The sequence below is a fragment of the Symmachiella macrocystis genome, from assembly GCF_007860075.1.
GTDB classification, from domain to species: Bacteria; Planctomycetota; Planctomycetia; order Planctomycetales; family Planctomycetaceae; genus Symmachiella; species Symmachiella macrocystis.
Window position 1 is genome coordinate 1,916,497 of the sequence record NZ_SJPP01000001.1, and the last position, 13,011, is coordinate 1,929,507.

Below are 13,011 nucleotides of genomic sequence, written 5' to 3' on the forward strand. Positions count from 1 at the left end.
ACGTACTGGGGGCAGACTGTGTCCGTCCCCAGCCACCCTCCTCTACAACAAGCCAAACTTTTGTAGGGTGATCGTGGCGGAGATGGTGGCGACCGTCCAGAAGAAACAGCCCGACAAGAACAACGTGATGCGGGCGAACCAACCGGGGCGGATTTGTTGCGGCAACAGCACCAAGTTCAGCCACAAGGTGTGCCAACAACTGAATCCCAAAGCGAAGTTGAAAATCGTCGTCGCGATCAACAAGAGCGTGACCGGTTTGCCGAGCGATAACATGGTCATTCCGAACGTCGCATACACCGCAAGTACGGCAAAATAGACGTAACGGATATGTTTGGGCTCGACTTTGTGAAGTCGCGGACTGGATGTCCAGAAGACATCGACCCAGCGGCGAATCACGCCATCCGCCGAGGTGGCCATACTGGGTGCTAACACGAGAAATCCGCAGAACAGCGTCATGAACCAAGCCAATTGCCCCAGCGTGCCGCCCACCGCATCCTGCACAGCTCCGGCGGTCATACCGGCGGCCGTCCATTGGTCGTCGATGACGGCGCCTCGCGGTAAAAATTGTACCGAGAGCATACTGGGCAGCGCCAACCCAAAGAAGCAAGCCGGCATCCAGACGACGAGTTGGTCGCGGAGAATGTGTTTGTACCAACGCTTCCAGCGGGGCAGGCTTTCCTCGTTGACGACAAAGACGGTTCCCTCGTGCGAGAGTTCCAGATCCTGGCCGCCGACAACGCTGGGAATGGCTCCGACAAGGTGCCCCATGCCCCAACCTTGGTCGCGGGTGTAATTGCTGACCGGAGTGTTGGACAGTCCTCCCGAGCCGGATATCGCCACCAACGCCGACAGAAACGCGATCATCGACCAGTCGATATCGGGCATTGGTTCGCCGCGATACAGCGTGGTGAAAATGTTGGCGACATTGTCGCCGTCGCGGGTCACGTGGCCATCTTTGTTGGGACCGTCGATATCAACAAATTTGTCCAATTGTCCGTCTTGATCCGCATCGAGCGGAAATTCTGTGTCCGGCACGTCGTCGTTGTTGGTGTCGAGCAACACCGTCTTATCCGGTTGGCCATCCTTGTCCAAGTCGGGCCAATAGACCGTTTCGTCCCCTTGTTGGATGGTCACCATATTGTCGGGTTGGCCGGTTTCGTAGATATCCGTCGCATCCGGTTTTCCATCACCATCGGAATCCAACAACGGTTTGAGCATCGGTTCCTTGACGTCGAGTCGCCCGTCGTGGTCCCAGTCCTCGCCGGGGTCCAGTTTTCCATTGTGGTTGAGATCCTCACCGCGACGGATGGGGACGTTGCCGAATTTGACAAAGCCGCCAAAGATGTCGACCCAGGTGGCGGTGTGGGAATAGAACATGCCCAAGACAACCAAAAAGCCCAAGACGGTAATAATCTTGAACGTCATAAGCGCTTTGAGCGAGTTGTAGATCTTTCCGCCAAAGATCAACGGAATCATGGCAGCCAGAAAAATCCCATAACCCAAGTACTTGAGCAGATGCCGTTCATAGACCACGTTTTCGGGATCGGGAATATGCCCCAGAATGACGGCCGCTAAAGGTGTCGCTGCGTTGGCCGCCAGATAGGGAAACACAGATCCAAAATCGAGCAGCAGATAGATGAAGACCCAAAATGTGGGGCCGGGGACCATGCGGAATTTGCCGGTGAAGATCGGCTCGCCGGTATAGAGCGTGTAACGGCTGATCTCCAAGTTGTAGATCACTTGCCCCAGGATACTGAGCGTCGCTAACCACAACAGGCTGCCGCCATATTTCGCGGTTACCAAAGGCCCCATCAGCCACTCGCCGCCGCCGATCGCCGACCCACCCATCAGTAAGCCCGGTCCGAGCAACAACGTCCACTGCCTCCAACCAAATTTGGGGGCGTCGATCAATTCCCCCACATTCCAGGCCGGCATGTTGGCGACGCCCGGCATTTGGTCTTTGGGAACTTTTCTTTTACCGGTATCGAGTTCAGTCACGTCATCGGCGGAGAATTGCGGCGTCTCGGACATATTCAGCTCGCTTGTGGCGGTTGAGTCATTCAAGTTCCATAAACGGGCCCCCAGTCAAATCGGGGGTTGAGGAGTTCAAGCGGCGAACTTGTCTCCAGCCCTCGGGTCCTCCGAGGGCTCAGGTCGCGTCATCAGGGCATGACGAACTCGTGTTCTCCCTCGCGGACGGTCAAGACCGGGCAAGGGGCTTTGCGGACGATTTTTTCCGCCACCGAACCAAGTAGCACGTGCGCGATCGCGCCGCGACCGTGCGTCCCGACAATGACCAAATCCACGTCTTCGGCTTTGGCAGCTCGGATCACCTCAAAAAAGGCGCTCCCTTCCACAATCAGCGACCGGCCGTTTTTGATGCCAGAGTCAGCAATGATTTTGGCGCATTCTTTCTCTGCCGCTTCCCGTTGTTGTTCTTGGAAGTTTGGCGGAAAATAGCCTTCGCCGGTTGGCGGGATTTGCGAAATCAAATCGGGCGCTTCGACGACGTGGCACAGAATCACTTCGCTATCAAAAGCCTGCGCTAATGCGGTGGCGTACTTGACGGCGACATTTGAGTGTTCGCTAAAGTCAGTCGCCACGAGAATACGTTTGAGGTTAATCATGTTGACTCGCCCTCGGAAAATAGTGAACCGGCGAAGACGAGTGCGGATGATTGATCCGCGAAACCTGTCTCCTCCGGCGTGTTTGGCAATAACTGGCAATCTTGATTCTAATCGGATCACACTGGGAAACCCAACCATGAGGCTACCGAAAAGGGAAAACCGGAACGATTTACAGCGACCGGCTGATCCCAACGATTTTCGATCATTTGCCCAAAACAGAGTGGCATGAATTGCAAAACCTCGCACGGTTTAGGGATTTGTGCGGCTGCATTGCTCCGGAGACGTCGGTGTGACATGCTGAAAACCGCATCGTCGCTATGCACACCCGCAGACCGAACGCCGGGGTTTTCAAATGCCGACGCGGTTGCTCTACTAAGGCGCAGAGAGATAATGCGCAATAGACCAACTGCTTTCACTGTATGATGAGAATTCAAAACTTCCGATGGCTCGAAAAGCTGCCCGATCCTCGACCGCGATTCCTCAAGAGGTCGCAGCAGACTTACAAGTTCTGCTGGGATATCTAAATTTTTCCGCTGGAAATCCAGACCCCGGTTTTCACAGCGCACTGAATCGGCTGCACGGCTGGATCGATACGGAGTTTCCGTGGAATCGTCTGCGGGTTTTGCTCGGCGAATATTTGCGCAAGGCCGAAGGACAGTCGGCGGCATTTGCCGATACCGGGCAGGTCGAATCGGTTTTGAAGCTGGTGTTCGACGAAGTCGCTCCGGAATATCTCCGATTCCATCGAGATTTATTGTTCCATTTGCCCGACGGCACCCTACAGCAGCCCTTTTTTCTGGCGAGGTTGTTCGAAGCCACGTTAGCGCAAGGTCCGCCGTGGGATGAAACCGAACGGATTGTCGCAGGCGCGTTGAAGCAACTGAACGACTTCATCGGGCATCGTCCGATTGCGGTCCTGGAATCGGGCCGTAGGATGCAGCCGTATCCGCATGAGCGGTTTCGCCCGGTCCCCATTTATATTCAGCAAGCAGGCGTCGCCGTTGGCAAATACCAGAAGCTAATTGAGACCACGCTGAACATCTTACGGGCTTCGCCACCGGCGTTGTTGCGAGACGCCTATTTCGATTTGGATCAACTGCAAGAAGTCGCCATCGATGTGCGGGCGTACGATCAAAGCCATCCGGTATACAAACGGACAAACTACACATTCGGCGAATGGGATCCGCACTGCATCGATAACAAAGGGTTGTACCATCGTTTCATCGTGCGGCAAATTGTCGTCGATGCCTTGGTCGATTGGATCGAGCAAGCCGAGGATATGACCGAAGAAGAGGCGCTGTATCAAGCAGCGGCTGCGTTGTGCGGGACGATGTTGATGGCATCGTCGATCAGCGGCGCCGGCCCCGATACGCATACGTCGGACATCAGCCTTACGACCTTGTTGCCCAAAGTCGCGCGACAACGGGACGCGTTTTATACGCGGTTGATGGAATCCCTCTCCGGGCTGGTGGCTGAGAAAATCATTGCCGAAGCACGGGTGCACCGGCAACCGTTCGGACGCGTCCGGCAGCATTTGAATTTGTTTCTCGCCGATTACGGAGCGCGGCAACTGCAACATGTGCATACGTCGCTGCTGTATGCGAGGATGGGGTATCCCGAAGAATCGATGCGGCACGCGAATACGATTCCTTCGTCGGCGGCGCGGATTGAATGCGAGATTCAGTGCGCGATTACGGCTGCCAATATTGATTTGGATCACAACGAGATCACTGCGGCCGCTCAGCGGGCGGCGGAAATTCCGGATTTGATTCATCGAGGAATCGGCTGCGGCGCGCTGGTCGATCCGTGGAATATTCTGGGCTTTCAAGGTTTGTTTCCGTTATTCACCGCGCGGGAAGATAGCATTGTTGATCCGCGGGTCGATGTGTTGATCGATCTGGTAGACCGCGTCTTCAGCTTGTTCGCACGTTTGATGAGCGAGGCGGCCGCTGCCGGGGACCGGGAGACGTTGGATAAGATCTCGACGGAGTTTCACAACTTGGCCGACGAATGGGATCGCTACGCCACGACAGCCGTGGCCGACTTGCCACCCGTCTCGGGACAAGAAAGTTGGCAGTCGGCGTCGCACGTGGCGGAGATGCTGGCCGAATGGCGGACCGCTGGCGAATCGGCGGGAGACATTGCATTTTGGCGGCAGCAGGTCGAACGCTTTCATTCCCCCAAGTCATACGCGCTGGTCGTCTCGGCCTTATTGGACAAAGGGGATATTGTCGCATCGATGGGGCTGCTGATTCAGTGGCTCAGCGAAGGGGAAACCGTTTCGCTCGAATCGGGGAACTACTCGTTTCACATTTTGGCGGGACGGTGGTTGGAAATGGTGCTCACGCCCCTCGAAGACGAAGACCCCGCCGCGACCAGCCGCCGCGCTTGGCCAAAGATTCAAAAGTTCTTCGATTACCTCGAAGCCAACGCTGGCGCATATTGGTCCGTCCCCTCGTTTAACGAAGCAATGGCCGGCGAACAGGACATGCTGCTCGACGACGAGGAACTTGAGGACATCGAAGGTGACGACGAGGACGACGACGAAGCGAACCTCTTCGAGGCGGCTTATGAGGACGTGACGTTCAAAGAAAGCGCCCGCGACGGCCGCAGCGGCGACACGGTCGACGACGATCTTTTCTCGCGGGACAGCGAATTCGATTCGCTCAGTTCGGGACTGCGTGACCGGTTGGTCTTTCTGGCCAATCTGTCGCATCTGCGGCAAATTGCAGCGGCGAACATGTCGTCCGCCATGTCACCCACCGCCGACGATGCGGCTGATTTTGCTGCGACGTTGGGCGAGACGATCCTGCATTGGCGGCAACATGACACGGCGCTACTCAAGGGCCTGAAAGTGCTCATCGAATCGGTTTCCGACATGGAATCGGACCTGCCGATGGGCGATCAGGAATCGTTGATCGAATTCGACCGCCAGTCGCAGATGAAGATCGAGTTGTTGCGGATGTTGATCATTGTCTTCAGCAAATGCGGCGACTCCTCGCGGACGTTGTTGAGCTGTTTGCCGGACAAACCGTCGGCAGCAGTCTTGAAAGGTTGGGAGCAATCGGCCGTTCCGTTGTACCGCGCCATTTTTCGTTCCGACGTCGCGCAGACGCAAGCGTTGTTGCCGCCATTCCTCAAAGCGATCTCGCGGCGACCGTTGTTGTACGTGCCGCTGCACGAGGGAGGAGATCCGCTGGCGATCGCCCGCGTGCGGACATTGCAATCAGCGATTCAATTTCTGTTGGAGCAGTTGCCGCGACTGGGTTTGTTGCGCGAGACGTGGCATACGCTAAAGACAGCGCAATTGATGGAACGCCGCAGCAACCGCGCCGGTGTGACGGTCACGGAATTCGCCGGATTGTTTTCAACCGCCTTGCGGAATTCGCTGAGTTGTGTGATCCGGAGTTCCGAAGATTGGGAAAACGGAAAATTCACCGACGAACAGTTGATTCAATCGGTTGGTGAAATCGGCGAATACTATCTGGAACTGTGGCTGGACCACAGCAGCACGATGCGGATTTCCACCGTCGAAGCGCTGAACGACCGCGTGGCTTGGTCCGAAGTCAAATGGTTCATCCGCCGATATGGTCAGGATCTGTTTTACGGCGGCAATCTGACCTTGGGGGGCATTCGGGCGATCTTGCGTCAAGGGGTTGAATCGTACCTGGACATGCTGGAAGAGGACGACGATCCGTTGAATCCAATGCGATTGGTGGAGGATCTTTCCAGCGGCGAATTGGATCGAGAAGACGCAGCCGATTGCTTGGAAATCATCCTCCGCTGTTTGCAGGACAAATACGAACGCTTTATCGAATACAACAGCACGACCACGCAATCGGACTACGGCGAAAACATTTACCAGTTGTTGGCGTTCCTGCGGTTGGAGGCCGATTACGACCGCAAGGCGTGGGATCTGACGCCGGTGGCGATTGTGCACGAAGCGCTGGCCCGTGAGGGCGCGATCGAAGCGGCGGAGATTTGGCAGGACGTGTTCCGCATTAAAACCGAAACGCTTTCGGAGACATTTTTGCGGAACCTGGCGCGGCTGGAGCGCGCGTGCAGCATCAAACTGCCGAGTTTGCGAGACCGGTTGAACGAACGGTTCATCAAGCCGCTCACGTTGGACCGAATTTTGGCGCTGGTGCCCGAAGCGATCGAAGCAGCGCGGCTGCAAACGCCCTCGGCGTCGTTTGAAACGCTGAGCGAAAAGGTCGACGACTACTTGGAAAGCACAACCGGTTCGGCAATGGACATTCCGCCCTGGTTGTACAGTTTGGAGAACGAGGTCGCCAAGATGGAACAGCCAGACCACTTCGACCTCGACGCTCCGGTCACACCCGTCACGCTGCCAAAGATCACAATCAGCATGCTGGAATTCTCGGAACAAGTGGTCGGCTGGGATACCAAGCTGGCTGATGCGGACGACGATTGAGCGTTGCGTGCGGGTGCCGGCTAATCGTGTTTCCCTTGGATGTGCCGCCAGGCTCGATAGAACATCAAGAAGATGCCGCTGGCAAATGTTCCGAACACTAACCCGGCGAATGCGCCGAGCAACGCGCCAGCATACCAGGGCATTTCCCACTCTGTGTTCCACACTGCAATCAAGCTGCCGACCGCTGCCAACACCAGAATCGAAATGCCAATAAAGATGGCCTGGAATTTGTTGTCACTCTTCCGCGTGTTCACACCGATCACAGTGTCGGAAAACAAATTGTAAGAGGCGCGCGTCGCCGAAACGCTTTGCGGTTGCGGCTGATCGGGGACGGAGACGGGATCCGGCTCGACGGGGTTGTCTGACATATCATCGCTCCGAGAAGTGCTCACTAAATTCCACCAATTGGTGGTAATTATTTGAATTAAATATACTCACACTACACTACACCTAGGTAGTGCTTCCCGCAGTTCAGATATACCGGCATTTGTGAATCGCGTACCGCCTATACCCAGTTCGCGAAGGTTTGGCATTGCTGTGATGAAAGGCAGACTCAAATCACTGATATCCGTGCCATTCAGCGAAAGCAATTCCAGGTTGACGAGGCCACGGAGATTAATCATTCCAAAATTATTTACTTGCGTCTTGTCAAGTGTGAGCCGTTTTAAATTGGTGCAGCGTTTAATACATTCCAAGCCGACATTCCCGATTTGTGTTTCTTTGAGGGAAAGGACTTGAAGATTCGAAAGTGCCTTAATGTTCTTAAGTCTTCCATCAGATATCTTGGTTTTACTGAGATCAAGTTCGTGTAAGCAGGTAAGTCCTTTGAGATGTTCTAGACCTGTGCCAGTAATCTGAGTGCCCCGAAGATCCAACATACTCAGCTTGGAAATTTCTTTTAAGTGTTCCAGACCTGCATCGGATATCTTGGTGTAACCCAGCTCAAGTTTTTGTAAGCTAGTCATCCCTTTGAGGTGCTCCAGTCCTACGTCTGTAATCTGGGTGCCAAAGAGGTTGAGTTGTTGCAAACCAGCAAATCCTTTAATGCTTTCCAATTCAACATCCGTGGTTTGTGATAGCCCGAAACTAATCGATCGCAATCCTTCAAGCCATATTCCTCCGATCGCTGCAACAATCGTGGCGATTTCATCGTCACCAATAACCGGAACATCTTCCGCCGTAGCGTGTGTTTCATTATTTACTTCTTTGGCTTCCGCCTGCTTGCTTACTTCCCAATTCTTTTCCGCATTGTCCGATATCCATTGGTCTTTAATAACGGATGTCAGTCTTAATACCCCAGCATTACCTTTAGTGCGAAGATCCAGTTCTTTCTTTGCCAGTTCGCGCATCTCTGTACAGTGAAATGTACATTTGTGTTCATACTTATGTTCGCCTATCACCCAAGGCATGTCTGAAGTGGGGTGATACTCTTTGCAAACATCCGTGATCGTGACATTGATGTCAGCCATTTGTGCCATTTCTGCCAAAGTGCTATCGTCAAGTGTCGTCGAAAATTCCTTAAGACAATCCACGAGGAACGGATACGGATAAACACCATTGGGTGCGACATCCTTTAAATTGTGTTCTTTTAGTGGGTAGGGCCACTCTGTAAACTTGGTGGTTTTACATTCCCCCTTTAAGGCCCTTAACACAAATTGTTCGAATATTAGGGCGACGGCGTTTTCTTTTCCAAGCTTGACCAACTTTTCATTTGTGCTTGTGATACATACCTGATTGGATTTTTTCAGACACTCACTTGCTAATTTGTCGAAATGTGAACCATAGTTGTTTCTGATAAACATATCCAGAATTGCTTCGAATGTGTCATTATCAAACTCGGATGATACGGACACTGCTACTGCTCTGAGCGCTTTAGGGTCGTCGTAGCTGCATAACGCCTTGACTATTATTTCATTTTTGGAATATTCCTTCGATAGTCGAACCAATGCATGCATCGCTTGTTCGCCTTCGCACTCTCCCAAGATTTCGGCGGCGCTTTCCATTAGTTCTTTGTCCGCGAGACATGATTGATCTAAAACAAGTGGGACAATCAAGGAAGGGTCTTTGAAGTGACACAACGCGCGACTCGCTTCGCTGCTATTTATTTTGTTTTTAAAACACCTAGCAATTGTTTTTTTTGCGGATCTCGTTCCAATTCGTTCGAGTGCATAGATTGCTGATCCGAAATCTCTCGACTTGGCCAGTTTTTTAAGTATCAACATTCGAATTATAGGGATTCGCAGTTCGACAATTTTATTGTTTCGAATCTCGTAGTTTAGATCATCTCTCCAATTGGGGTTCCATTTGAAGATTTCAATCGAATGGATAAATACAAATAGAAGCGACAAAACCAAAATAACAACAATGGCGACAGAAATCGCTTGTTGAACGGTGGGCATCTTAGTTTTGGGTAACTCTGTCGGAAAATCTAATGGATATAAGAAAATGAGCGTTGTAAAAATAATAGAAACAATGACACCAACGCGTAGCTTGTTTAACATTTGGGGCCTCGGGGTATGACGATGGGTGCGCGTGAACAACTAGAGAGAATGTGTGGGGCTTCTCAGCAAACGTCGTGTGCGGACGTCGTTCGAATCGGCGAGTATTTCGCCCACGAATTACTGCTCGCTTGTCCAACCGTGTTTGTCGGTGGAACTCCGCGCATCACTCGTCCTCGTCATCTCCCTTCTTCGCGGCGGCGATGATTTTGGCTTGTTCGTTGGGGGGGACCATGTCGTAGTGGCTTAGTTCCATGGTGAAGGAGCCTTGCCCGCTGGTCATGCTGGAGAGCGTGCGGGCGTAGGTCATCATTTCTGACAGCGGGGCATGGGCGATGATCACTTGGTACCCGCCCGGGGCGGTGTCCATGCCTTCGACGCGGCCGCGGCGGCCATTGAGGTCGCTAGTGATATCGCCCAGATTTTCGTCGGGAATGGTGATTTCGACATGCACAATCGGTTCCAATAGCGAGGGTTTGGCCTCTTGGAACAGGTTGCGAAAGCAAAGGCTGCCGGCCATTTTGAAGGCCGTTTCGTTGCTGTCCACGGGATGGTCTTTGCCGAAGAACAACTCCACGACGACATCCTGTACTTGATATCCGGCCAGCACGCCCCGCTCCATCCGTTCCCGGACTCCCTTTTCGACGGCGGGGATGAATTGGTTGGGAATGGAACCGCCGGTGATGCGGTCGACGAACGCAAAGTTCAAATCGGGATCGTAATGATATTCCCGCATGTGGACGAACCGCGTTTTATTGAAGTATTCTTCGGGGTCGATATCGTGCGGACAGGGGGAGACACGGCAGTGCACTTCGCCGAATTGGCCGGAACCGCCCGATTGTTTTTTGTGCCGATAGTGGCCTTCGGCCTCGCCGTTGACGGTTTCACGATAAGGGATTTTCGGTTGGTGCGTCACGACTTCCACTTTGTCGCGTACGAGCAACCGTTCCAACACGATCTGCAAATGCAGTTCGCTCATGCCTTGGATCACCAACTCCTTGGTTTGGGAATCGCGGCGGAGCAGGAACGTTTGGTCCTCTTCGTCGACCTTTTGCAGAGCGCCGGAAATCTTCTGTTGGTCGGAACGGCTTTTGGGCTCCGCCGCCAATTCGATCATTGGCGTGGGGAATTTGATGGGAGGCATCGACAACCCGGATTTGCCGTCATTGAGCGTATCGCCGACGTGCAGGTCGTCCATTTTAGAAACAACAACGATATCGCCGGCCGCAGCAGAGTCGACGGCCTCTTGTTGGCCTCCTTGGACATCTAACAGATGGCCGATTTTGAGCGTCTTGTCCAAGCTGTTGCTATGCACCGACGTATCCTTGTGCAGCGACCCGGAGTAGATCTTGAGATAGCTCATCTTGGAGATAAACGGGTCGATGCGTGTTTTAAAGACCCGCGCGACAAAAGGGCCGTCCGCAGAAACGGTCAGCGGGACTTCCTCGCCGTCGGCATTGCGCGCCGTGCGGGTGATGGCTGTGGGGGGCAGCGCCGAGGCGGCGAGACCGTCCATCAATTCACTCACACCGATGTCGCTTTTGGCACTGACGCAATAGACGGGAATCAACGTGCCAGCGGCAATGGCTTTGGTCAGGCCGGCGCCGATTTCCTCGGGGGCGAGTTTCTCGCCTTCCAGAAACCGTTCCATCAACGCCTCGTCGGCTTCGACAATGGCGTCCATCACTTGCTGATTGATTTCCGCTGGATCCATCACGGTCCCGGCCGGGACTTCACTCGGCACAGACAGCGTACTGACCACGCCGCTAAAATCATGGCCTAATCCGACCGGCAGGTTCAGCGGGACGCATTGCGCACCGAACATCTGCTGAATGCCGTCGAGGAGTTCCTCGAATTGGATATTTTCGGAATCCATTTTATTAATCACAACCGCGCGCGCCAGACCGGCTTTACCCGCTTCGTTGAACATCCGCCGCGTATTGACCTGCACGCCGGAGCCGGCGCTGACCACAATGAGAGCGGTTTCGACAGCTTGCAGTACGCCGATTGCCTGACCAATGAAGTCGGGGTATCCCGGCGTGTCAAACACGTTAATCCGTTTACCAGCGTGATCAAAATGGACCATGCCTGAGGAGACCGAGTGCTTGCAATGCTTTTCTTCTTCGTCGATGTCCAATACGCTCGAACCGTCGTCGACGGAGCCGGCCCGCTTCCCGACGCCGGCTTTGAACAACATCAGATCGGCCAGTGTCGTTTTCCCGACAGCTCCGTGGCCCACGAGTGCAACATTGCGAAGATCTGCGACTTGATGATTGGACATAGATGCTCTCTGCTTCTCCGGGGACGTGGCTTCCAAAAAATGGACGCCCCACGCAGAAGGCAAATCGCGATGCCCTCCAAACGTCAGGCGACCGAATGCTTCAGCGGCACCGCCGGCTTTCGGATCGGCGCCGCCTTGAGATGAACGCTCGATCTTATTGAATTTCGGGCCGTTTCGCCATCATAAACCCCGGAAAACAACCGAGCGACTTGGTTGGCCTGTGCCAACTGGGAATGAATCGGCAGTGGAATTCCGTAGCCGCGACATCTAGAATGCATCCGTTATGCCCCAATCCTCCCTCAAATCAACTGGCCGCTTCGATACGATTTGCATCGTGGGCGTTGGCCTCATCGGCGGGTCTCTAGCGGCTGCCGTTCAGCAACGACAGTTGGCCGCTCGGATCATCGGCGTCGGCCGCAACTTGCCGCGACTACAATCGGCGCAACAGGCTGGATTGATCGACGACAGTGTTGTTGATCTATCCGCGGCCGCTGCCGAGTCGGACTTGATTGTGTTTTGTACCCCCGTGGACAAGATCGTCACCGGAGTGCGCGAAGCTGCGGCGCATTGCCGTCCCGGCACGTTGATGACCGATGGTGGGAGCACGAAAGGGGCGATCTGCGCCGCTGTCACCGGGGCAATGCCAGCCGATGTGCATTTTGTCGGTGCGCATCCATTGGCAGGCTCTGAGAAACAAGGTTTCGAACACGCCAATGCCGACCTTTATCAAGACCGCATCTGCGTCGTCACGCCGCACGACGACAGCGATCCGGTTGCGGTCGCCCAAGTGAGCGAGTTCTGGCGGCAGGTTGGAATGACGGTGATCGAAATGTCGCCGGAGGAGCATGACAACATTCTTGCCGAAACGAGCCACGTGCCCCACTTCGTCGCAGCGGCCTTGGCGGCAACGCTCCGCGACGAAACCCGTCCGTTTACCTCCAGCGGGTTTCGCGACACAACCCGAATTGCCGCCGGCGATGAACAGTTGTGGGCTGCTATCTTCCAAGGCAACAAAACAGCCATGTTGGCCGGATTGGACCAGTTCGAGACGCAACTGCGAGAATTGCGCGGCGCCATTGAGCGGGACGATCCCGAAACATTGGTCGAATCCCTCCGCGCTGCCCGCGAGAAACGGGAATCGCTGGAATAACAGGGGTTGGGGAAACGGCG

Annotated in this window: 7 protein-coding genes; 2 read left to right on the forward strand and 5 right to left on the reverse strand. The window is 54.3% G+C overall.

The features are described 5' to 3' along the window. Positions 1 to 42: 42 nt before the first annotated feature. Together CA54_RS07440 and CA54_RS07445 are read right to left on the reverse strand one after the other, a co-directional pair. Entirely contained in the window at positions 43 to 2,031 is a 1,989-nt protein-coding gene (locus CA54_RS07440) for an Nramp family divalent metal transporter (RefSeq protein ID WP_146370178.1), read from the reverse strand. A gap of 131 nt (positions 2,032 to 2,162) precedes the next feature. After that, the gene (locus CA54_RS07445) at positions 2,163 to 2,627 is read right to left on the reverse strand and encodes a universal stress protein (RefSeq protein WP_197532270.1); all 465 of its coding nucleotides are present in this window, start codon (positions 2,625 to 2,627) and stop codon (positions 2,163 to 2,165) included. 442 nt (positions 2,628 to 3,069) lie between these two features. Here CA54_RS07445 and CA54_RS07450 point away from each other — a divergent pair, with 442 nt between their 5' ends. After that, positions 3,070 to 7,062, forward strand: a complete 3,993-nt coding sequence (locus CA54_RS07450) for a hypothetical protein (RefSeq protein ID WP_146370180.1) — start codon at positions 3,070 to 3,072, stop codon at positions 7,060 to 7,062. 20 nt (positions 7,063 to 7,082) lie between these two features. Here the strand turns inward: CA54_RS07450 and CA54_RS07455 are convergent, their stop codons facing one another. From CA54_RS07455 to CA54_RS07465, 3 genes are all read right to left on the reverse strand, one after another. Next, positions 7,083 to 7,430, reverse strand: a complete 348-nt coding sequence (locus CA54_RS07455) for a hypothetical protein (protein WP_146370181.1) — start codon at positions 7,428 to 7,430, stop codon at positions 7,083 to 7,085. A gap of 66 nt (positions 7,431 to 7,496) precedes the next feature. Further along, positions 7,497 to 9,563: a hypothetical protein gene (locus CA54_RS07460; RefSeq protein WP_146370182.1), complete on the reverse strand. Its 2,067-nt coding sequence runs from the start codon at positions 9,561 to 9,563 to the stop codon at positions 7,497 to 7,499. Positions 9,564 to 9,726: 163 nt separating this feature from the next. Further along, the gene (locus CA54_RS07465) at positions 9,727 to 11,841 is read right to left on the reverse strand and encodes an elongation factor G (protein WP_146370183.1); all 2,115 of its coding nucleotides are present in this window, start codon (positions 11,839 to 11,841) and stop codon (positions 9,727 to 9,729) included. Positions 11,842 to 12,124: 283 nt separating this feature from the next. Here CA54_RS07465 and CA54_RS07470 point away from each other — a divergent pair, with 283 nt between their 5' ends. Continuing rightward, complete coding sequence (locus CA54_RS07470) at positions 12,125 to 12,991, forward strand: prephenate dehydrogenase (protein WP_146370184.1); 867 nt, start codon at positions 12,125 to 12,127, stop codon at positions 12,989 to 12,991. Positions 12,992 to 13,011: the final 20 nt, after the last annotated feature.

Bases quoted from the DNA above. Each gene is read 5' to 3' on its own strand.
- CA54_RS07440 (WP_146370178.1), bottom strand. From the start codon at position 2,031: ATGTCCGAGACGCCGCAATTCTCCGCCGATGACGTGACTGAACTCGAT.
- CA54_RS07445 (WP_197532270.1), bottom strand. From the start codon at position 2,627: ATGATTAACCTCAAACGTATTCTCGTGGCGACTGACTTTAGCGAACAC.
- CA54_RS07450 (WP_146370180.1), top strand. From the start codon at position 3,070: ATGGCTCGAAAAGCTGCCCGATCCTCGACCGCGATTCCTCAAGAGGTC.
- CA54_RS07455 (WP_146370181.1), bottom strand. From the start codon at position 7,430: ATGTCAGACAACCCCGTCGAGCCGGATCCCGTCTCCGTCCCCGATCAG.
- CA54_RS07460 (WP_146370182.1), bottom strand. From the start codon at position 9,563: ATGTTAAACAAGCTACGCGTTGGTGTCATTGTTTCTATTATTTTTACA.
- CA54_RS07465 (WP_146370183.1), bottom strand. From the start codon at position 11,841: ATGTCCAATCATCAAGTCGCAGATCTTCGCAATGTTGCACTCGTGGGC.
- CA54_RS07470 (WP_146370184.1), top strand. From the start codon at position 12,125: ATGCCCCAATCCTCCCTCAAATCAACTGGCCGCTTCGATACGATTTGC.